General features: G+C 34.8%; 18 protein-coding genes and 1 tRNA gene. 15 read left to right on the top strand and 4 right to left on the bottom strand.

Annotation, left to right across the window (positions count from 1 at the left end; genetic code table 11):
- Positions 1 to 9: 9 nt before the first annotated feature.
- Entirely contained in the window at positions 10 to 405 is a 396-nt protein-coding gene (gene rbfA, locus Q0893_RS02200) for a 30S ribosome-binding factor RbfA (RefSeq protein WP_299272195.1), read from the bottom strand.
- Between the two features lie 125 nt (positions 406 to 530).
- On the opposite strand from rbfA, the gene mce reads away from it, so the two are divergent.
- Together mce and Q0893_RS02190 are read left to right on the top strand one after the other, a co-directional pair.
- Entirely contained in the window at positions 531 to 932 is a 402-nt protein-coding gene (gene mce, locus Q0893_RS02195) for a methylmalonyl-CoA epimerase (RefSeq protein ID WP_298901526.1), read from the top strand.
- A gap of 60 nt (positions 933 to 992) precedes the next feature.
- Positions 993 to 1,066: transfer RNA gene (locus Q0893_RS02190), tRNA-Ile, on the top strand.
- 231 nt (positions 1,067 to 1,297) lie between these two features.
- Here Q0893_RS02190 and Q0893_RS02185 read toward each other — a convergent pair.
- A complete protein-coding gene (locus Q0893_RS02185; protein ID WP_299272192.1) occupies positions 1,298 to 3,340 on the bottom strand; it encodes an adenylate/guanylate cyclase domain-containing protein in 2,043 nt (680 codons plus the stop codon).
- A 113-nt stretch (positions 3,341 to 3,453) separates the two neighbouring features.
- On the opposite strand from Q0893_RS02185, the gene Q0893_RS02180 reads away from it, so the two are divergent.
- The 6 genes from Q0893_RS02180 to Q0893_RS02155 all read left to right on the top strand — a co-directional run bounded on the left by Q0893_RS02180 (position 3,454) and on the right by Q0893_RS02155 (position 14,635).
- A complete protein-coding gene (locus tag Q0893_RS02180) occupies positions 3,454 to 5,295 on the top strand; it encodes a sigma 54-interacting transcriptional regulator (protein ID WP_299272189.1) in 1,842 nt (613 codons plus the stop codon).
- A gap of 175 nt (positions 5,296 to 5,470) precedes the next feature.
- Positions 5,471 to 6,022 carry an OsmC family protein gene (locus Q0893_RS02175; protein ID WP_298901192.1) on the top strand — a complete coding sequence of 184 codons (552 nt, stop codon included), beginning with the start codon at positions 5,471 to 5,473 and terminating at the stop codon, positions 6,020 to 6,022.
- Positions 6,023 to 6,285: 263 nt separating this feature from the next.
- Positions 6,286 to 9,762 (top strand): 4Fe-4S binding protein, encoded by a 3,477-nt coding sequence (locus Q0893_RS02170; protein ID WP_299272184.1) that lies wholly within the window; start codon positions 6,286 to 6,288, stop codon positions 9,760 to 9,762.
- A 186-nt stretch (positions 9,763 to 9,948) separates the two neighbouring features.
- Positions 9,949 to 10,695, top strand: a complete 747-nt coding sequence (locus Q0893_RS02165; protein WP_298901195.1) for a hypothetical protein — start codon at positions 9,949 to 9,951, stop codon at positions 10,693 to 10,695.
- A 145-nt stretch (positions 10,696 to 10,840) separates the two neighbouring features.
- Positions 10,841 to 13,867 (top strand): two-component regulator propeller domain-containing protein, encoded by a 3,027-nt coding sequence (locus Q0893_RS02160; RefSeq protein WP_299272181.1) that lies wholly within the window; start codon positions 10,841 to 10,843, stop codon positions 13,865 to 13,867.
- An 18-nt stretch (positions 13,868 to 13,885) separates the two neighbouring features.
- Complete coding sequence (locus tag Q0893_RS02155) at positions 13,886 to 14,635, top strand: LytTR family DNA-binding domain-containing protein (protein ID WP_299272178.1); 750 nt, start codon at positions 13,886 to 13,888, stop codon at positions 14,633 to 14,635.
- A 253-nt stretch (positions 14,636 to 14,888) separates the two neighbouring features.
- Here the strand turns inward: Q0893_RS02155 and Q0893_RS02150 are convergent, their stop codons facing one another.
- Together Q0893_RS02150 and Q0893_RS02145 are read right to left on the bottom strand one after the other, a co-directional pair.
- Positions 14,889 to 15,116 (bottom strand): hypothetical protein, encoded by a 228-nt coding sequence (locus Q0893_RS02150; RefSeq protein ID WP_298901198.1) that lies wholly within the window; start codon positions 15,114 to 15,116, stop codon positions 14,889 to 14,891.
- Complete coding sequence (locus Q0893_RS02145) at positions 15,100 to 15,690, bottom strand: riboflavin synthase (protein WP_298901199.1); 591 nt, start codon at positions 15,688 to 15,690, stop codon at positions 15,100 to 15,102. Before Q0893_RS02145 ends, Q0893_RS02150 begins: the two co-directional genes overlap by 17 nt.
- A 60-nt stretch (positions 15,691 to 15,750) precedes the next feature.
- Here Q0893_RS02145 and pdxA point away from each other — a divergent pair, with 60 nt between their 5' ends.
- The 7 genes from pdxA to Q0893_RS02110 all read left to right on the top strand — a co-directional run bounded on the left by pdxA (position 15,751) and on the right by Q0893_RS02110 (position 21,556).
- Positions 15,751 to 16,797: a 4-hydroxythreonine-4-phosphate dehydrogenase PdxA gene (gene pdxA / locus Q0893_RS02140; RefSeq protein ID WP_298901200.1), complete on the top strand. Its 1,047-nt coding sequence runs from the start codon at positions 15,751 to 15,753 to the stop codon at positions 16,795 to 16,797.
- 72 nt (positions 16,798 to 16,869) lie between these two features.
- Positions 16,870 to 17,412, top strand: coding sequence for a DUF177 domain-containing protein (locus Q0893_RS02135; RefSeq protein ID WP_299272650.1), 543 nt, complete (start codon positions 16,870 to 16,872; stop codon positions 17,410 to 17,412).
- 8 nt (positions 17,413 to 17,420) lie between these two features.
- Positions 17,421 to 17,624 carry a 50S ribosomal protein L32 gene (gene rpmF, locus Q0893_RS02130; protein ID WP_040279531.1) on the top strand — a complete coding sequence of 68 codons (204 nt, stop codon included), beginning with the start codon at positions 17,421 to 17,423 and terminating at the stop codon, positions 17,622 to 17,624.
- 180 nt (positions 17,625 to 17,804) lie between these two features.
- Positions 17,805 to 18,800, top strand: a complete 996-nt coding sequence (locus Q0893_RS02125) for a beta-ketoacyl-ACP synthase III (RefSeq protein WP_298901201.1) — start codon at positions 17,805 to 17,807, stop codon at positions 18,798 to 18,800.
- 37 nt (positions 18,801 to 18,837) lie between these two features.
- Positions 18,838 to 19,323: an acetyl-CoA carboxylase biotin carboxyl carrier protein gene (gene accB, locus Q0893_RS02120; RefSeq protein WP_298901202.1), complete on the top strand. Its 486-nt coding sequence runs from the start codon at positions 18,838 to 18,840 to the stop codon at positions 19,321 to 19,323.
- A 101-nt stretch (positions 19,324 to 19,424) separates the two neighbouring features.
- Complete coding sequence (accC, locus tag Q0893_RS02115; RefSeq protein ID WP_298901203.1) at positions 19,425 to 20,777, top strand: acetyl-CoA carboxylase biotin carboxylase subunit; 1,353 nt, start codon at positions 19,425 to 19,427, stop codon at positions 20,775 to 20,777.
- Positions 20,778 to 20,965: 188 nt separating this feature from the next.
- Positions 20,966 to 21,556 (top strand): hypothetical protein, encoded by a 591-nt coding sequence (locus Q0893_RS02110; protein ID WP_299272171.1) that lies wholly within the window; start codon positions 20,966 to 20,968, stop codon positions 21,554 to 21,556.
- The last annotated feature ends 2 nt before the right edge of the window (positions 21,557 to 21,558 follow it).

Here is a 21,558-nt window from a genome sequence, read left to right as displayed (position 1 = left end):
AAAACCCAATTATTTTTTCTTTCGTTTATCTAACAAATCTTGGTCTTTAATTGGGTTGTCTTCTCCTTTAAGTGAACGCTCTATACCTTCAATATAGTCTAAGGAGTCATCAATAAAAAATTCGAGGTTTGGCATTCGACGTAATTGATGTTTGGTGCGTTGAGCCAATTCATGTCGAATTAATGGTGTGTTAGAACGAATACCCTCAAGTAATGCTTGGGCTTCTTTGTTTGGGAAAATGCTCAAATATACTTTTGCGATGGATAAATCTGTTGTAACGCTTACCTTGCTTACCGAAATAATAACGCCTCTCAAGCCACCATCTATTGCTGCTTTTTGTAATACCTCGGCTAAATCTTGTTGGAGAATACCTCCTATTTTTTTCTGTCTTTGTGTTTCTTCCATAGTTACTATAATAAGTAATCATCTGCAAAAGTAGATGATATTTAAGGATTATCTTATTTTTGATGGCAAAATTCATACCTTATTATAAGATTTCCGTTTTAAAAGGAAACCCAAAATACATTTACATGAAGAAAATTGAACATATCGGAATTGCCGTAAAAGACCTCGAAGCGTCTAATGCATTGTTTGCTTCACTCTTTGGAAAGAAGCATTACAAGATTGAAGCCGTAGAGAGCGAAGGCGTTATGACGTCGTTTTTTAAAACAGGACCGAATAAAATAGAGCTATTACAAGCCACTAATGAAGACAGTCCGATAGCAAAATTTATTGAGAAGAAAGGTGAAGGAATCCATCATATTGCCTTTGCAGTAAAAGATATAGAGAAGGAAATCGAACGTTTAAAAGGCGAAGGATTTAAAATGATACACGAAAAACCAAAGAAAGGCGCCGATAATAAATTGATTGCATTTTTACACCCAAAAGCGACAAATGGCGTTCTCATTGAGTTGTGTCAGGATATTGACTAAGAATATTGATACAAATTTCTTGCAGTCTTTGAAAATATGTAGTAATATTGCACCCTTATTGGTCCCATAGCTCAGTTGGTTAGAGCACCTGACTCATAATCAGGTGGTCCTTGGTTCGAGCCCAAGTGGGACCACACTTAAAACCCTTCATTGCGAAGGGTTTTTTGTTTCGTATCCAATTACATTTAGATACTTTTATTTATGAGGGACTTTTAATAAATCGTAAATAAACGCCAATTAATATAACTTCTACTAAAATAAATAGGATAACCATAACACTTTAAAATTTTAGACTTATATATAAAACAGGCTGTTAAGAGAAAACCCTAAAAAATCGTTTAGTTTTAACAAATTTGATGACGATTTCAATTCATGTCTATCCCATGAGATTTTAAGATGTTTTGAAATTCTTTGTTCGTTTGAAGGTGATCAAAAAACTCATCATATTCTCTTTTTAAAGTTCTTGTTTGCTTATTTCTTATCGTATCTAAATGAAAAAAGACACTGTCATTATTTTTTAATGCAGAATACACAACAGCCAATTGATGACTTTTCTCTCCAGGATGTGCATTTTTACGAATAGAATCTATTGTACGATAGGCCTTAAGGGTGTCACCAGTTTTAACATAACAATAGCCCAGAAAACGATTGAATACGTTTTCTACTTTTACAATTTCTTCGAGATATGGAATTGCCTTCTTAAATTTTTTTTGATCCATAAATAATCTAAAATAAGACCTGTTGATGACAAATTGATTGCTGTCATCATCTCTATTTTGAATTTTATCCATAATTGTTTCAGCGCGCTCATATTCTTCATTTGCTAATAAAGCATTAAAGTAACTATTGGCTGTTGGAAAAGATAAAGGGTCTAAGCGATAAGCGATTTCGGCTTGCTCTAATTGTTTTTTATACTGTCCAGTGTAAAAGAAATATGTAGAATATTGGTGTCTGGCAGTTAGATCATTAGGTGATAGTTTGATGGCTCTTTTAAAGGCTATTTCGGCAGCATCATGGTTTCCTTCAATATTATTTATTAAGCCTTTTACAGAATATATTCTTGAAATCTTATCATTTATTTTTTCTGCTTTATCTAAATAATCTTTTGCCAAATTAGAGGCTTCAACGGGATCTCTTCGGGAGTAGTAAGTTTCTAAATATATGGAATTGGCGATTTCGGCATAAGCTAAAGCGTAATTAGGATCTAAGGCAATAGCTTCCTTATACAATAAGATACTCTTGGCTAAGCTCTCAGTATTGCGTTTATCCGCTTCATTTCTCCCTTCTAAAAACAACTTGTAGGCGTCTATGTTTTGAGTTGGAATAACAGCCAAACCTTGAGCTTCCTCAAAAGATAAATTAATTTCTAGGGCATCTACAATTTCTTTAGAAACCTCTGTTTGTAGGCTAAATATATTGGTTAAGGTTTTGTCGTAATTTTCGGCCCATAAATGTTCATCTGAAACGGCATCAATGAGCTGAGCAACGATTCTAATGTCATTACCATATTTTCTTATACTTCCTTCTAAAATATAAGACACTCCTAGTTCTTTTGCAATTTCAGGAATGGTCTTTTTAGTATTCTTGTACTGCATTACAGAAGTTCTAGAAATCACGTGCAAATCCTTAATTTTAGACAATTGTGTTAAAATATCTTCAGTAATCCCGTCTCTAAAAATTTCGGCGTCAGATTCAGCGCTTAAATTTTCAAATGGTAAAACAGCAATAGATAGTGCTTTAGAGTTTCCATGAGCAGTATTAAAATGTTGAAAAGCAAATACACCTGCGATTGTAAGGGCTATAAGAAGCATCGCAATTATCAACCATTTAGTTTTGGAGTTTGATGATGAATTTGTGGCAGAAGACCCTTTTAACTTGCCTTTGACATCCTCAGGTTTTGGAACCACTAAGTTGTCATTGGATATAGCAAATATCGGCATTGCGCCATCAACATTTTTTAATTCATAAGCATCTAAAAATTGAGCGTCTATGTCTTGATGACTTCTAATTTGATCGTGAACTTTATCTGAAATTAGAACACTTCCAGCAACAGCACAAGATTCTACGCGAGATGCTACGTTAACGGCATCGCCAATAATGTCCTCATCAGAATAGATAATATCTCCAACATGAATCCCAATCCGAACAGGAATTTTAGGATCTTCTAAAAAGGCTTTTTGTAATTCTATAGCGCATTTCACAGCTTCAACACTACTCGTAAAAATACTTAAGGTGCCATCTCCAAAATACTGAATAATCTTACCATGAAATGCATCTGTAGTCATTTCAAATGTACTGCGATGTCTGTCTCTAATATTCAGAGCCTCTTTTTCATCGCGCTGCATTAAAGCTGTGTAGTCTTCAATGTCTGTAAACATTATGGCGGCCAAAAGCCTTTGCTGTGACATTTATGGATTAATTACGTTAGGTGCTACTAAGTTAATTAAAATTGTTTTGTCATGAGACCAATGCACATTTCTGAAATAATAATTAATATCTTTAACTAGAAATTTATCAAAAAATGCCAGAGCTTAATCTCGTTAATTTTTTATCCAAAGTCTCATTCTTCTCAGAGGTATCAAAAAAATCTCTAAAGAATTTAGTTGCGAACTCTACTGAGGAATCTTTTAGAAAAAATGAAATCATTATAGCTAAAGAAACTATTGGTGATGCTATGTATGTTATTATTAACGGCACAGTTAAAGTTCATGATAACGATCATCAATATGACACCTTGTTGCAAGGAGAATGCTTTGGCGAATACGCCTTGATAGATAACAAAAAACGATCGGCATCTGTAACCACAATAGAGCGTACAAAGGTTCTTAAAATTGAACGTATAGATTTTCTAAATTTGATGACCGAAGATGGCGGGTTTGCACAGGGCATTTTGGCTGTTATGATTAAGCGGCATAGAGAATTGGATGCTATTCAAGAACGGTTAGCAAGGTCTAAACTGGAACTTGAATTAGAGAGCTCTAGAACAACCGGACTCGTGCAAGGCGCTATGGATGCTATTATCATGTTTGACAGTAATTTTAGAATTGTTCTTACAAACCCATCGGCGAATAAATTACTTGAAAATGATGATACACTACAGCGCAATGTGCTTTATTTTTTTGATGAAGATAGCGCTGAGGTCATCGAATCACTAATAGATGAAGCTCAGCACAATAAAGCAAAAACCATTAATAATTACATTCCAAATATTGTAAAAGTTATAGGGTCTAATGAAACTGAAACCTTAAATGAAGGAACTATTAGTAAGTTTGGAAATGAAACTGAAACGTTCTACACGCTTATTCTTAGGAATATAGAAGAACGATTAGATGCCGAAAACCAAATTAATTTTTTAACCAATCAAACAGAATATCTCAATAAAGAGATTAAGGAACTTACAAGCGGTTATGGCATTATTGCCGAGGATGTAAAAATGCAAAATGTTTTAAGTCTTATTAAGCATGTAGCTCCTACAGATGCCACAGTCTTAATAAATGGAGAAACAGGAACAGGGAAAGAGCTTGTATCTAGAGCTATCCATGAAGCTAGTAATAGAAATGACAAACCTCTAATACGTATAAATTGCGGGGCCATTCCAGCGAATCTTATTGAAAGTGAATTATTCGGACATAAAAAAGGAGCGTTTACTGGAGCGACAGCAGATAGGAAAGGACGTTTTTTATTGGCCGATCAAGGCACAATATTTTTAGATGAAATAGGTGAAATGCCTATAGATTTACAACCTAAATTGCTACGTGTTATTCAAGAAGGAGAATTTGATCCTGTTGGAAGCTCTGAGACGGTTAAGGTTAATGTCAGGATTATTGCTGCGACACACAGAGATTTATTACAACACGCCAACGACGGTAAATTTAGAGAAGATTTGTATTATCGTCTTAATGTATTTCCAATTGAAGTACCAGCCTTAAGAGATCGTGGTAATGATATCTCTTTGATAGCAAATGAAATGATACGTCATTTTTCAAAGAAATTGAATAAAAATATTGTAGATCTAACAGAGGCAGACAAGTCTTTATTAATGTCATATCAATGGCCAGGCAATGTTCGAGAACTTCAAAACTTAATCGAACGTGCTATAATCATCTCTAAAGACGATAGAATTAATATTAAGGAGGTGATTCCAAATGAGATGTCTTTTAGTAATGCGCAACAAGACCCTATACGGGAGAAAATTTATACTTCAAAAGAGTTGTCTAATTTAGAAAAAGAGAACATTTTAAAAGCTCTAAAACAAACACGCTGGAAAATTTCAGGAACACATGGCGCTGCCGAACTACTTCAACTTCCTGCGACCACATTGGCATCAAAAATCAAGGCTTTTGGTTTAGAACGCCCTATATAATTCACGAAATATCGTAAAAATAAAAACGAAATATCGTTAATTAACGAGTTTGCGTTTACAGAAACATAATACAAATTAGTTGTAAATTGTTGATTATCAATATTTTATAATGTTTGGCATGACGTTGGCTTTAAACCAGTCAAATTAAAATGTTTAACAAATAAAATTTAAAACAATGATTACAACAGCAAACATTAAAAACGGAGTAAATGTAGACCAATTAGTAGACACTATTGGAGCAGTTCAAACCAATCCAGAATTGGCAAAATTTCAATTTAGATCTAAAAATGATTGGATTACAGGAGGACATTGCGTGTCTAGTATTAAAGGATTTTACGGTGTTGGCGCCGAAGATGAATCTCGCCAAGAAACATTCACTATGGAGTGCGATCATCCAAACGTATTATTAGGTAATGACAAAGCACCAACACCACCAGAAGTAGTATTACACGCTTTAGGATCTTGCCTTACAGCAGCAATGACTTATCATGCTGCGGCCAATGGAGTTGATATTGAAAGTGCAACATCTACTTTAGAAGGTGGATGCGATTTACATGGTTTCCTAGGATTGGACCCAGAGGTACGTAAAGGTTTTGATGGTATCAAAATGGTACTTAAAGTAAAGTCTGATGCATCTGCAGAGCAATTAGAAAATTTCGCAAAATTCTCACCTGTATTTGATATGCTTTCAAATCCAACTCCAGTTTCAATAGAAATTGTAAAGTAACAACAGTTTAAAAAGGCTGTTTTCACATAAACAGCCTTTTTAAATGTCAAAAAACAGAAAAATGACAACTATAAAATTAATGCCATCATTGGCTTCAAATATGGAGAACCTTTACACAGGCAGATTGTATTCGTGTGTAAAATCTTCTCGAGGAGAAAAGTGGCACAGTAGAAGACGATTTAAAAAATGAGCATCACAACACATTAAAAAAGGATTATTGATACGTTGATAGTCCTTTTTTTAACGGCAATTTTATACCAACAATGAAAACAAAATCACAACAAATTATTACAGCAAATCAAGCTGTAGCCCATATAGCTTACAAAACCAACGAAGTGTTTCCTATATATCCAATTACACCCTCTTCTGAAATGGCAGAATTGGTTGAAGAATGGAACGCAAAAAAACAAACAAATAATTTTGGGACATGCCCTACGGTTTTTGAAATGCAAAGTGAGGCTGGTGTTGCTGGCGCTATGCATGGCGCTCTCCAAACGGGCTCATTAACATCAACATTTACAGCATCCCAAGGTTTGTTGTTGATGTTACCTAACATGTATAAAATTGCTGGTGAATTAACACCAAACGTGATCCATGTTGCTACAAGAAGTATTGCCACACATGCGTTGTCTATTTTTGGCGACCACAGCGATGTTATGGCTGTAAGAAGTTCAGGCTATGCTATGCTTGGCGCATCATCTGTTCAAGAGGCGCATGATTTTGCCTTAATTTCCCAAGCCGCTACATTAGCGTCTAGAGTTCCTTTTGTTCATTTTTTTGACGGTTTTAGAACGTCTCACGAAACAGCTAAAATTGAAATAATCCCGAATGAAACAATTTCTAAAATGATGAATTCTAATCAAATTGATTCGCATCGGAACAGAGCCTTAAACCCTAATAACCCTATTTTGAGAGGCGCCTCTCAAGGTTCCGATGTGTTTTTTGAAAGTAGAGAAGCAATTAATACGTTTTATAATGCATGTCCTAATAGCGTTCAAACTGAAATGGATAAATTCGGTAAACTCACAGGAAGAGCATACCAATTATTTGATTATGTAGGCCACCCAAAAGCGGAACAGGTTATCGTAACAATGGCATCATCTACAGAAACAGTCGAGAAAACGATAAAACAATTAAATAGTGCAGGAGAAAAATACGGATTAATAAAAGTGAGATTGTTCAGACCTTTTAGTACAAAACACCTTATTAAGTCTCTACCGTCAAGCTGCAAGTCAATTGCGGTTTTAGATCGAACAAAAGAACCTGGAGCTTCTGGGGAGCCACTTTTTTTAGATGTCTGTCAGTCGCTTTTAGAAGCATTCCAAAATAAAGAACTGCAAGAACTTCCTAAAATTGTTGGAGGACGTTACGGGTTGTCTTCAAAAGAGTTCACACCAGCCATGGTTAAATCAATCTATAACAATTTAAAAAAGACATCTCCAAAGCATAACTTTACCGTTGGTATTTCAGATGATATCACAGGCTTGAGTTTATCAATCGACCATGATTTTATATTAGAAACAAAGGCTTTTGAAGCCATATTCTATAGTAAAAAACCAAACTCAGAGGACAACGAACTCACACCTTTATCACACTTAATTGGTGCTAATAAAACAAACTACGTTCAAACATATACCGAACTAGACTATAAAAAATCACAATCAAGACTGGTTAATCACTTTCGTATTGATGCCGCTCCCATCAAGGCACCATATCTAATTTCTGATGCTGATTTTATCGCTTGCCAAAATGCACACTTCACCGAAAAAGACAACGCATTACAACGCATAAAACCTCAAGGGACATTGCTAGTTAATTCTTCACAATCGTCTAAGTCTTTTTGGCAATCGCTTTCAGCAAAGACACAAGAAACAATTGTTAATAAGGATATCGTATTATATATAGTAAACCTCAAAAACTTAAAGCCAAGCTATAGCGTAGGAACTTCTAAAGTTTCAGCATTTGATGCTTGCTTCTTGTTTTTAAATGCAGGTTTTGTCTATTCCAATAATTTGGCTCAGTTAATGACAAAAATTATAAAAGTAGATACGTCAAATCAAACTAATTTTTCCGTTGAGAAAACAGATTTTCATAAAGAACAATCGTCTACGCTTTTCAGAAAATTACTTAACGGCAAAGATGATGTCATTTTAGTTAGTGATGTTCCTTATGATGGTACGTTTCAAACCAACACCTCTATATATAACACCAAGAGAGATGCTGAAATGATAGCCCAATGGAATCCAGATGCATGTATTCAATGTGGCGCTTGCAGCATGGCTTGTCCGCTAGGCGCACTCCGCATGAAAGTGTTTAATAATGAAGCCTTAGAAAAAGCACCATTGGGTTTTGAAGCTATAACTTCGGAAGTCTTTGATCTTATGAACCTTAGTATTCAAATCAATAACGATCAATGTAACGGATGTAATAATTGTGTTGAGGTTTGTGATGTTGATGCTATTCAGCTAGAGACGAAAAGAAATAAGGCAAATAACAGTTGGAGCTATTTTAAAACCTTACCAGAATTTGATCGAACAAAAATAGATGTGACTAAAGTAAATGAGCAGCAATTGCAAGAGCCGTTATTTAAATATGCTACAGGAGATGATGGCTGTGGTGAAGCACCTTATTTGAAATTATTGTCTCAATTATTTGGAGACCGCCTACTGGTAGCAAACGCTACAGGAGCGAGTTCTATTTTTGGTGGTGCTTTACCAACAACGCCTTGGTCTAAAACAATACATGGAAAAGGGCCAGCTTGGTCTAATTCTTTGTTTGAAGATAATGCCGAATTTGGTTTAGGCTTTAGATTGTCATTAGATCATCAGGAAAGTGAAGCTAAACGATTACTTAAAGGCATGATGAATACTATTGATTTTGATTTGGTCCATGATATTATTTCAGCTAGTCAGCACACTGAAATTGAGATTATTCAACAAAGAAAACGTGTAAAACTGCTAAAGACTATTTTGAGTTCCATAAACACTAACGAGGCAGATACCCTTTTAAAAGTTGCCGATAGTTTGGTTAAAAAAAGTGTGTGGTGTGTTGGTGGCGATGGTTGGGCCTATGATATTGGCTTTGGAGGTTTAGACCATGTTATAGCATCTGGAAAAAATGTGAATATCCTAATTTTAGATAATGAAGTGTATTCTAATACAGGTGGGCAAATGTCTAAAGCGACACCATTTGGAGCTAAAGCGAAATTTGGTTTTAGTGGAAAAGTGAAACAGAAAAAAGACTTGGGTTTAATGGCAATGACCTATAATGATGTTTATGTAGCATCTGTAGCTATTGGAGCCAATCAGGAACAAACACTTAAAGCGTTTATCGAAGCTGAAAATTATGATGGCCCTTCAATAATTATTGCTTACTCACATAGTAAATCTCATGGTATTGATATGAAAAATCCAAACCAATATCACAAGGCAGCAGTGAATTCTGGACAGTGGTTATTATATAGAAACGATCCAAGACGTATTACTGAAAATTTAAACACATTACAATTGGATTCCGATTTGCCAAATATGAGAATTCAAGATTATTTAAAAATGGAAGGTCGTTTTTCTACATTGTTTAATAGAGACCCAAAACAATTTGATGCTATAATGCAATACATTCAAAAACAAGTAGACCTTAGGTTCGATACGTATATGGCTAAGGCATATGCAGCGCCAGTTAATAGAAACAAATTACGTCGTAACCATAGTATGAAACAGCAGCTAGCTTATGGGAGTTAATCCCATTTGTTTTCGAAACGAATTAAAGAGACCTTATTAAATAATAAGGTTTTTTTTTATTCCCATCCCATTTTCTAAACGAATTCTAAACAACTCTTAACGAATTCTAGAAGCACCCAAATTTAGGTGTAATGCCAACATATCTTTGAAGTATCAAACAAGTATAAACCCATAAAACAGAATACTATGAAAACTTTAAAGCACACCCAAACAGAAAACAAAACACAATCCAGAGTCTCTAAACTCTTTCAAGCAATTATGATTTTAGCAATGTTATTTATCGCTTCAGATATCTATGCGCAAACCAATGAAGTAGAATTTGATGTTTACACCAATTCTGCAGCCAATGCAACCCAATATTTACTTGGTGATGATGTTGCCTTGAGAGATTGCGCCTCGGTACACTGTGAAAAACTAACAACCGTAAATATTGGTACTCGCGTAAGATTGTTAGCGAAAAGTGAAAACGCACAAACCATTAACGGCGTAAAAAGCAGATTTTATAAAATAAAAATGGGACCTCAAGTAGGTTGGATCTGGGGAGGACTCATTTCACAAAAAACAATGGTAAGCCAAATGAACCCTGAAATTAAATTTGTCTTTGGTGAAGCAGGAGTAGATTATAAAGGATACAAACGCTTTCAATTAAGAGCAGTGAGAAATGGTGTTGAGATTGATAAAATATTTTTGAAGTCTGAAACATTAAGCCATGAATTGGTAAGTATGTTAGACAAGCAAGACAACAAATATGGTACAGATGTTATTACATTATGTAGTAATGAAGGTGAAAGCTGCGATACAACAGAGAGTAAATCATATGTTGTATTTAAAAACAACAAGCTAGCGCAAACCACAACTTTGGTAGCCTTAGAAAAAGTTAAATTTCAAAAAGCGAATTATGCTTTCTCTTGTGAACTTGATAATGAAAAATAAAATTAGTTGATGTTGTGATTCATGTTTTTAGCGCTGTACCTCTTTTTAGAGTACAGCGCTTTTAGGCGTTTCATAAAATTGTATATACTTCAATTACAAAAACTCCGTTCAAAATTGTAAGTTGCATAAAATCTTAAACTCAGGGTTGAAATTTAAAATAACACATATAACAATCGTACTTTTCTTGAGCATGTTCTTCGTTGGAAATGCTCAAAACAAGCAATTGCGAGCGTTTACTTTAGAAGATGGATTGCCGCAGTCTCAAGTCTATGCCATGACCCAAGATAGTAAAGGGTATTTATGGTTAGGTACTCAAGGTGGCGGGTTGGCGCGTTTTGATGGTAATGATTTTAGAGTGTTTAATGAGGCCAACGGATTGCTATCTAATTATATAAATGCGCTTTTAACACAAAACAACACACTATACATTGGAACAAAACGCGGACTTAGTATTAAGCATAAATCTAAGTTTACAAATATTGAAACGCCCGAAATAAATAAGATCTCTCTCATAAAAAATGACCTATTTGTATTAACACATCAAGGGATATATAAGGTTAAAGAAAATAAAACGGTAGAAAAAATAAAGGTGCACCCCGAAATTGATATACTCCAAATTAAGGACATGATGTTTTTTGATGGTTACTATTGGATTGCCACTCAAGAAGGTCTATGGCAATTAAATGAACTTAGTGCATCTGCCAGTACTTTTGAAAAATTAGAACGTAATGATTTTGCCGCATTAGCAGGTTTTGATCATAAGGTATTCGCATCTACATTTAATGATGGTACTTTAGTATTTGATTCGAAAAATGTTGACGATGTGGTTCTTATTAGAGAACCGCTGCGTATTAATGATACAGCTATTTTAAATACTGATGAACTTTGGATTGCAACTGACAATGATGGGATTTCTGTTATTGATACTTCTACGAATTCCGAATTGTTTACGCTAACAGGCATTAACGGGTTGTCTGTGCCTAATGTTAAACAAGTGCTTCAAGACCGTCAATCTAATATTTGGATCGCAACCTCAGGAGGTGGATTGTATAAATATTTTCAAAATAATTTCAAACATTTTAATACCGATACAGGCCTCAATGGCAACCGTGTTTATGCAGTTCATCATAAGAATAATGCCATTTGGATATCAACTTCAGAAAAAGGACTCATGCGAATTGATGATTTTGGAATTCATGATGTTGACATTCCAGAAGCATTTTCCCAAGTTAAAATAAAAACCATAACGAGCGACTTAAATGGAAACATTTGGGCAGGTTCTGAAGGAAGAGGTTTATTATTTCACGGAAAAGTGATTTCTGATTCTATCATACCAGATTCATTAAAAATTCGAAAAAAAGCATTTCCAAGAACAATTGAAGTTAATAGAGTACTAAGTACCGAAAACGGATTTCCATTAGACGATTGGATTCGAAAAATTCATATAGATAAAAACACCATATACGCAGCAACATATTCTAGTGGCATTGTGAAGTTTAGATATGACGCTCAGAGGGATAGTTTAACCGTTTTAAAAGTATTTGGCACTCAAGATGGGATTCAAGATCTGTACATTAAAGACATGGTTAAAGGTGATAATGGACAGCTTTGGTATGCCACTCGAAATGGTGAGTTGGGTTACATCCAAAATAATAAGGTGACGCACCTTGGTGCCGTACTAGATTTAAAAACACCAATTAACAGCATATTATTTCATAACAAAACGTTGTTTTTGGGAACTGCTGGAAAAGGCATTTGGTGGTCTAATGATGATACTTTTAGCACATTTAAAAAACTCAAAGGCGCAAAAAAAGGATCTTCAGAAAATATCTATCAACTCATTTTTGATAACCAAGGCTATCTCTGGGCAGGAACAGAACGCGGTGTTGATAAGCTAGAGTTAGATAAAGATAATGAGATTAAAGATGCCTTTTTCTTTGGGCGAAATGACGGTTTTTTGGGTATCGAGACTTGTCTAAATGCGGTAGATAAAGACGCTAATGGTCACTTATGGTTTGGCGCTTTGTATGGTCTTACCGAGTACAGGCCAACAGAAACCGACCAAGAAACTAAAAAACCGAAACTCTTTTTAGAAGATGTCAAAGTCGCGAATAAAAGCGTAGACTCTATCCAATTAATATCATGGACAAATACAGATAAGGTTTTAAAGCTAAACCCTGATCAAAGACAAGTTAGTTTTTCATTTAAAACAGTTGATATAGATCACCCAAATGGTGTTGAGTATCGCTATAAGTTAAACGATAATGATTGGAGTCCATGGTCATCAAAAGAAACTCAGGATTTTTCAGAATTAAATTTTGGAACACATGACTTTTCGGTACAATCTCGAAATCATCGCTGGAAGGAAAGTGAGCCTTTGCGTTTTTCGTTTTACATAGAGAGCCCATTATTAAAAAAAGCATGGTTTCAATGGACTATTTTAGGTTTAGCTATTTTAGGTTTAGCGGCTATCGCACATCAATATATTAAGCGTATAAAACGCAGAACAACTAAAGAAAAAGAGCGTTTAGAATTAGAAAACCATTTGCTTACGTTAGAGCAAAAAGCATTGCGATTGCAAATGAATCCACATTTCATTTTTAATGTACTTAATGGTATAAAGGCAATGGCACCAACAAAGCCAGACAAAATGAATGAAACCGTAAATAGCTTTGCAACTTTACTTAGAGAAACTTTAGTAAACTCTAGAAAGGATACCATTAGTCTAGATCAAGAAATAAAAACACTGAAACATTATGTTGAGGTTGAACGCTTAATGGCCGAAAAGCAGTTTGACTACGCTATTGAGTTAAATACAGATTTGGATGCCGAAGAAATATTAATTCCGCCAATGCTCATTCAGCCTTTTGTAGAGAATGCTATTCGTCATGGTATTTTGAAAGGATCAAGAGCGGGTAAATTAAGAATTCAGTTTGACACAACTGATGACCTTTTAAAGGTAAGTATTACGGATAATGGTATTGGTATTTATAGTTCGCAGCAGCAAAAACCCAAAACAGATCATCAATCTATGGCCCTTACAGTTACGAGAGAGCGTTTAGAATCGATCTCAGGTAAGAACGCATTGGAGATTTCAGAAATAAAAAATAGTGATGGAAGTATAGGTGGCACTGCCATTGTATTTACGATTCCATTAGAGACAGATTACTAGTAAACAAGAAGATTAATTATGCTAACAGCAATTATAGTAGAAGACATGAAGGATGCTATGGAGCTTTTAAAAAGTGACATTCAAAATCACCATCCAGAGATTAAAATTATTGATACAGCACAAAGCGTTGTTGAGGCCGCGAAGGTTTTGAGAAAAACACAACCAGATATCTTATTTCTTGACATTATGTTAGGTGATGGAACAGGATTTGATGTTTTGGAAATTTTCCCAGAGTTAAAATCGAAGATTATTTTTGTAACGGCCAGTGATGAATTTGCTATCAAAGCCTTCAAATTCGCTGCTATTGACTACGTGTTAAAACCTTATGCAAATGAGGAGTTGGCTCACGCTATTAATCGTGCTAAACAACAGATACAACCAAGCAAAGAGCGACTGGACATTCTAAAGGAGACCTTATCAGCACCAGAAAAGAAACCAGATAAAATTTCCCTTCATACCTTAGATAAAATCATCATTGTTAATTTAGATGATATTGTGCGTTGCGAGTCAGACAGTAATAACACTATGTTTCATTTGCAAGACCAACGAAAAATTTTTGTAACCAAAACATTAAAATATTTTGCCGATATGCTAAAGCCTTACGGGTTTTTAAGAATTCATCAGAGCCATTTGGTTAATTTACAATGCATAAGCGCCTTTATTAAAACAGATGGAGGCTATTTGATGTTAAAGAATGGAGAAAATGTGCCGGTTTCGGTTAGAAAAAAAGCAGAGGTTATTGAAATTTTAGACCAAATGCATCGCTAAGTTTGATTTTTTATTAAAAACTCATGAGCAAAAATCAAAGAAAAACTCGCAGTAGTTTTGTAATGTGCATAGTAACAATAATTTAAAGTGAAAAACATACTGATTTTCTTTTGATTATGATAAAAAAGCATATATTTGATTTTAATATAAATTTAACGCAAAAGGCAAAAAAAGCGCTTTTCGTCGATTTTTTTTGCGTTTTATGGATGTTTTTTTGCTATTTAATTTTGTTGAGACCTTTTTTTTTATACATTTACGCCGTAATGAGAATACAAAACAAGAAAATCATAGCCTCGATCTTATTTGTATTAATAAGTTTTGTATGTGCAGCGCAAGGTGGCGATCCGCCCCCACCTATGCCACCTCCACCTCCAGGGTTACCTATAGATGGCTTTACAACTATAGCCGTAATTTTAGGAGCGTTTTTTGGTATAAAAGCGACGCTTAAAAACTCTAAAGAAGAGCTATAGCCTAGCTTCATATAGCTTTTGTATATATTTCCCTAAAACATCAAACTCTAAATTAATTTTAGAACCAATTTTAAGGTGCTTAAAATTAGTATGCTCGTAAGTATATGGAATAATAGCAACGCTAAACGTTTTTTTTCCTGAATTAACGACAGTTAGACTTACGCCATTTACAGTTGCCGACCCTTTTTCTATAGTTACGTTTCCGAGGCTGTCATCATAGCTAAACGTAAAAAGCCAGCTGCCATTTTCTTCTTTAATGTCTTCGCAAATTCCAGTTTGGTCAACATGCCCTTGAACAATATGGCCATCTAACCTATCTCCCAGTTTCATGGCACGCTCAAGGTTAACGTCATCCCCAATTTGCAAATCGCCAATGTTAGTTTTGTCAATAGTTTCCTTTATAGCTGTTACTGTGTACTGTTGTTCAGAAATATGTACGACTGTAAGACAAATACCATTATGAGAAACGCTTTGGTCTATTTTTAATTCTGAAGTTATCTGACTTTGTATTGTCAAATGAAGATTATCATGCTCTCTTTTAAGATTGGTCACAACGCCAAGATCTTCGATAATTCCTGTAAACATAGTGTCGAATAATTGGTTAAATTTGCAATTGTAAAATTACGGACTATAGATAACATCTTAATGGAAAAAGCTAAAAAAATAAAACTTGGAATTTCAATTGGTGATCTTAATGGTATAGGATCTGAAATCATTATTAAAACCTTTGAAGACAACCGCATGTTAGAATTTTGCACACCTGTAATTTTCGCATCCATTAAAACAATGTCCTTTTTCAAAAGACATTTTAAAAGCGCAATAAATTTCCACGGCATTAATCATACAGATCAAATTGTTCATGGAAAAGTTAATGTGGTTAATGTATGGAAGGAAAATGCAAACATAAACTTTGGAGAAGAGGATGTTAAAATTGGAACATATTCTGTTAAGTCGCTCGAGGCAGCGACCGAAGCCTTGAAAAAAGAAGCTATTGATGTATTGGTTACAGCTCCAATTCATAAACACAATATCCAATCTGAACAATTTAAGTTTCCAGGACATACTAATTATCTCGCAGAAAAATTGGGAGGTAAAAGTTTAATGTTTATGGTTACAAACACGTTGAAAGTAGGATTACTTACAGATCATGTTCCGGTCAAAGACGTTCCTAATCATATTACGGCCGAGCTCATAAATGAAAAAATAGAAACAGTTTACAATTCCTTAAAACAAGATTTTAGAATTAATAAACCAAGGATTGCAGTATTAGGTATTAACCCTCATGCTGGAGATAATGGTGTCATTGGTAAAGAAGATGATACAATCTTACGACCGACCTTACTTGAGATTAAGGAAAAAGGGAAACTGGTTTATGGACCATATTCGGCAGATAGTTTCTTTGGTTCAGGAAATTATAAAAACTTTGATGCTATAATAGCGTCTTATCACGATCAAGGTTTAATCCCATTTAAAACAATAGCATTCGGTCATGGTGTAAACTACACCGCAGGATTGAATAGAGTTAGAACATCACCAGATCATGGAACAGCCTTTGAAATTGCAGGGAAAGGTGAAGCAGATAATGGTTCTTTTAAGGAAGCTGTGTTCACAGCCATTAAAGTTTTTAAGAACAGAGGAGAGTATTCTGAATACTCGAAAAACCCTTTAAAAAAGGCGCCAAAAAAGATATAAACATTTTTTGTTTATAACCAACGATTAATAAATTAAAATTTATATATTTGCAGGCTCAAAATGAATGCGATGATGAAGCCCTTAAAGGAATTTACGATACCATTTATTGGTCTCAAGGTTGGAAAGCACCATTTTGATTATCAGATTGATAAAAAGTTCTTTGAACATTTTGAGTATGATGATTTTAATGATGTTAACGTTAAAGCAGAGTTGTTGTTTGAAAAAAAGACAACCTTGTTGGAGTTACATTTTGAAATTTCTGGCATTGTAAACGTTAATTGTGACCTTACCAATGAACCCTATGACCAAAGTGTTGAAGGAACGTTTAAGTTGGTGGTCAAATTTGGTGACGATTACAATGATGAATTTGAAGATATATTAATTATTCCTCATGGGGAATACGAAATTAATGTGGCACAATATATATATGAGTTAATCATATTATCAATGCCAGCAAAACGAATTCACCCAGGAGTTGAAGATGGCACCTTAGATTCTGAGATACTTAAAAAACTAGAAGAGCTAAGTCCAAAAGGCTTAGAAGAAAAAGAAGAAACATCAGAGGATATTGATCCTCGCTGGAATACATTAAAAAAACTATTAACGGATAAATAACATATAAAATGGCACATCCTAAAAGAAAGATTTCTAAAACAAGAAGAGATAAGAGAAGAACACATTATAAAGCATCTGTTCCTACTATAGCTACTTGTCCTACAACAGGAGAGGCTCACCTTTACCATAGAGCACATTGGCACGAAGGTAAGTTATATTACAGAGGTCAAGTTTTGATTGACAATTCTGAAAAAGAAGAAAACTTAGCATAAGTATTATGCACGCATATAATAAAACGCTCAGCAATGAGCGTTTTTTTTATGTTTAATTTCTCAAAGTCTTAAAAACGACTTATTTTGCGTCGTATTCGTTCAAAATTTAGTAAATTCATTAATGTTTTGCCTTTTTTTGACGATTTTTGCCTTTTTAGGACTGTTTTTTAAAAAATTAGTATGAGTAAAATCACAGCTGCAATTACAGGAGTAGGAGCTTATTTGCCTGAGTATAAGTTGACCAACCAAATTTTGGAAACTATGGTCGATACCAATGACGAATGGATTACTACACGGACAGGTATAAAAGAGCGTAGAATCCTTAAAGAAGATGGAAAGGGAACCTCTTTTTTAGCTATTAAAGCTGCTCAAGACCTTATCAATAAGAAAGGAATTGACCCCAAAGATATAGAATTAGTGATAGTTGCTACGGCAACTCCAGATATGAAAGCCGCTTCTACTGCTGCTTTTACTGCAACTAATATAGGAGCGACCAATGCTTTTTCTTTCGATTTAGAAGCGGCATGTTCTAGCTTTCTTTACGGAATGTCTGTAGCTTCACGTTATATAGAATCTGGAAAATATAAAAAAGTATTACTCATTGGAGCAGATAAAAATTCTTCAATGATTAACTATAAAGACCGAGCAACATGCATCATATTTGGAGATGGTGCGGGCGCAGTATTATTTGAACCAAATAATGAAGGGCTAGGTTTACAAGATGAACTTTTAAGAAGTAACGGAGAGGGACGAGAATTTCTTCATGCACAATATGGAGGATCGTCATACCCATCAACACCTGAAGCCATAGCTGAGGGAAAACATTTTGTATTTCAAGAAGGAAAAACAGTATTTAAGAACGCTGTCTTTAATATGGCAGATGTTACAGAGCGTATCTTAGAACGCAACAACTTAACCAATGACGACATCTCTTGGTTAGCGGCACATCAAGCGAATAAAAGAATTATTGAAGCCACGGCTAACCGCGTATCTTTGGATCCAGCGAAGGTAATGATGAATATTCATAAATATGGAAATACAACATCTGCTACATTACCATTGCTCTTGCACGATTACGAATCACAATTAAAAAAAGATGATATAATTATATTCGCAGCCTTTGGAGGCGGATTTACTTGGGGCTCTATTTATTTTAAATGGGCCTATAATTCCTAACCGACTTTTAACTAACTAATTAAAAAGACTAATAATTATGGATATTAAGGAAATTCAAAACTTAATCAAATTTGTAGCCAAATCTGGCGCTAGTGAGGTTAAATTAGAAATGGATGATGTAAAAATCACCATCAGAACTGGTTCAGATGACAAGGGAGACTCAACCACTTATGTTCAGCAAATTCCTGTAAGTCAACCTGTAGCTCAAGCTATGCCAGCAGCAGCTCCAGCACCTGCTCCAGCAGCACCAACAGAAGCAGCACCAACTTCAGACGACTCAAAATATATTACTATCAAATCGCCAATTATCGGTACATTTTATCGTAAGCCATCTCCAGACAAACCAGTGTTTGTTGAGGTAGGTAGTACAATAGGAGAAGGAGATGTATTATGTGTTATTGAAGCAATGAAGTTGTTCAACGAAATTGAATCAGAAGTATCAGGTAAAATTGTTAAGATTTTAGTAGACGATTCTTCTCCAGTAGAGTTTGATCAACCATTATTCTTGGTAGATCCATCATAACCGTTTAAAAATTCCAATTCACAGCGCATCGTATTGATGACCCAAAACCTAATATGTGGTTTTTTGGTACTTGGAATTTGAAATTTTTAATTCAAGAAGTTATGTTTAAAAAAATATTAATAGCCAATAGAGGAGAAATAGCACTACGTGTTATTAGAACCTGTAAAGAAATGGGTATCAAAACAGTAGCAGTGTATTCTACGGCAGACGCTGAAAGTTTACACGTGAAGTTTGCAGACGAAGCCGTTTGTATTGGTCCACCATCAAGTAGTGATTCTTACCTTAAAATATCAAATATTATAGCAGCAGCAGAAATTACAAATGCCGATGCTATACATCCTGGGTATGGATTTTTATCCGAAAACGCTAAGTTTTCAAAAATTTGTGAAGAACACGATATTAAATTTATTGGAGCATCTCCAGAAATGATCGATCGTATGGGAGACAAAGCCAATGCAAAAGCAACAATGCTAGAAGCAGGCGTACCATGTGTTCCAGGAAGTGAAGGCGTTATAGAAGATTTTGAAGAGTGTAAAAAATTAGCAGAAGAAACCGGTTATCCAGTAATGCTTAAAGCATCTGCTGGTGGTGGTGGAAAAGGAATGCGTGCTGTTTGGAAACCAGAAGATCTTCAGAATGCTTGGGAATCTGCACGAGCAGAATCTAAAGCGGCCTTTGGTAATGATGATATGTATATGGAAAAACTCATTGAAGAGCCAAGACATATCGAAATTCAAGTTGTTGGAGATTCAACAGGTCGTGCTTGTCATCTTTCTGAGAGAGACTGTTCTGTACAAAGACGTCACCAAAAATTAACAGAAGAAGTACCTTCTCCATTCATGACCAAAGCCTTACGTGATAAAATGGGAAAAGCTGCTGTAAAAGCCGCTGAATTTATCAAATATGAAGGCGCAGGAACAGTGGAGTTTCTTGTAGATAAGCATCGTAATTTTTACTTTATGGAAATGAATACGCGTATTCAAGTAGAGCATCCAATTACAGAACAAGTAATAGATTTCGATTTAATTCGTGAACAAATTCTTGTAGCTGCAGGTGTGCCTATTTCTGGTAAAAACTATACACCAAACTTACATTCAATAGAATGTCGTATCAATGCCGAAGATCCGTTTAACGATTTTAGACCATCACCTGGACGTATCACTACGCTGCATGCACCAGGAGGACATGGTGTTCGTTTAGATACTCATGTATATGCAGGATATGTGATTCCGCCAAATTACGATTCTATGATTGCGAAGTTAATTACTACCGCACAAACACGTGAGGAAGCTATCAATAAAATGAAGCGTGCTTTAGAAGAATTTGTTATCGAAGGTATCAAAACAACGATTCCGTTTCATAGACAACTTATGGAGCATCCAGATTATTTAGCTGGTAATTATACCACTAAATTTATGGAAGATTTCGTCATCGAACGAACTCCAGAAGATTAACAATTCAACTCCGAAATTTATATTTCGGAGTTTTTTTTCTCTTATTATAGTGTTCTTTTATCTCGAAGTGTCGAGACAAAAGGCAGGCTCTCGCAAGTCGCTCTCTACGAGGAGCTCCAACAGTTGCTCCATCCTTAACACAACCCGATATTTCTTGTTATATTTAAGAGAGCTAATAACCATCTTTAATGTTTAAGACTAAAGAATCTATTTTTATATTTCTTCTGTTTTTATTGTTCTTTCCTACTTATGCCATAGTCAACAATACTATTTTGTTTTTGTTTGATTATACGTTTACTGGAGGTGAAGTCTCAAAACTGTTTAGCTATAATTATACAGGTAATCTACTTGGTTGTTTAGGAGTGGCGAAATATATAGAACTATCAAGTTCATTTAATTTTTTTCAAAAAAACGGCGTTCTAATGATTACATTTTTAGTTTCGGTTGTAACATTTTTAATGATTCTCAAAAGAAAGACATCAAAAAATTATCACATCAAATGGCTGTTGATTTTCGTGTTTTCATTATTTCTATTTACAGGCTTAGAGTTCTTATATCACTTTATTTTTTATACAACACAAGTGGATGTTGACTATATTAAGGTCGTTTTTTGGCTATTGGCATTCAGTATAATAGCCACTATTTTGGCGGCTGTTTTGTTTATTAGATATTTCAGTAAGAAAGAAAAATTGCAAATTTTCCTGCTAGTTATACCAGCTTCGTTTTTAAGTGGTTATTTTTGGTATATGTATGTAGGACCAGCAGTTCTGCCAATTTAAAT

Source organism: uncultured Psychroserpens sp., assembly GCF_947494225.1.
Taxonomy (GTDB): domain Bacteria; phylum Bacteroidota; class Bacteroidia; order Flavobacteriales; family Flavobacteriaceae; genus Psychroserpens.
Note: the sequence above shows the minus strand (reverse complement) of the source record. Positions and strands in the feature narration are given on the sequence as shown.

Bases quoted from the DNA above. Each gene is read 5' to 3' on its own strand.
- rpmF (WP_040279531.1), top strand. From the start codon at position 17,421: ATGGCACATCCTAAAAGAAAGATTTCTAAAACAAGAAGAGATAAGAGA.
- Q0893_RS02135 (WP_299272650.1), top strand. From the start codon at position 16,870: ATGAAGCCCTTAAAGGAATTTACGATACCATTTATTGGTCTCAAGGTT.
- pdxA (WP_298901200.1), top strand. From the start codon at position 15,751: ATGGAAAAAGCTAAAAAAATAAAACTTGGAATTTCAATTGGTGATCTT.
- Q0893_RS02180 (WP_299272189.1), top strand. From the start codon at position 3,454: ATGCCAGAGCTTAATCTCGTTAATTTTTTATCCAAAGTCTCATTCTTC.
- Q0893_RS02170 (WP_299272184.1), top strand. From the start codon at position 6,286: ATGAAAACAAAATCACAACAAATTATTACAGCAAATCAAGCTGTAGCC.
- Q0893_RS02150 (WP_298901198.1), bottom strand. From the start codon at position 15,116: ATGAAGCTAGGCTATAGCTCTTCTTTAGAGTTTTTAAGCGTCGCTTTT.
- Q0893_RS02155 (WP_299272178.1), top strand. From the start codon at position 13,886: ATGCTAACAGCAATTATAGTAGAAGACATGAAGGATGCTATGGAGCTT.
- Q0893_RS02145 (WP_298901199.1), bottom strand. From the start codon at position 15,690: ATGTTTACAGGAATTATCGAAGATCTTGGCGTTGTGACCAATCTTAAA.
- rbfA (WP_299272195.1), bottom strand. From the start codon at position 405: ATGGAAGAAACACAAAGACAGAAAAAAATAGGAGGTATTCTCCAACAA.
- Q0893_RS02165 (WP_298901195.1), top strand. From the start codon at position 9,949: ATGAAAACTTTAAAGCACACCCAAACAGAAAACAAAACACAATCCAGA.
- Q0893_RS02185 (WP_299272192.1), bottom strand. From the start codon at position 3,340: ATGTCACAGCAAAGGCTTTTGGCCGCCATAATGTTTACAGACATTGAA.
- Q0893_RS02110 (WP_299272171.1), top strand. From the start codon at position 20,966: ATGTTTAAGACTAAAGAATCTATTTTTATATTTCTTCTGTTTTTATTG.
- accC (WP_298901203.1), top strand. From the start codon at position 19,425: ATGTTTAAAAAAATATTAATAGCCAATAGAGGAGAAATAGCACTACGT.
- mce (WP_298901526.1), top strand. From the start codon at position 531: ATGAAGAAAATTGAACATATCGGAATTGCCGTAAAAGACCTCGAAGCG.
- Q0893_RS02175 (WP_298901192.1), top strand. From the start codon at position 5,471: ATGATTACAACAGCAAACATTAAAAACGGAGTAAATGTAGACCAATTA.
- Q0893_RS02125 (WP_298901201.1), top strand. From the start codon at position 17,805: ATGAGTAAAATCACAGCTGCAATTACAGGAGTAGGAGCTTATTTGCCT.
- accB (WP_298901202.1), top strand. From the start codon at position 18,838: ATGGATATTAAGGAAATTCAAAACTTAATCAAATTTGTAGCCAAATCT.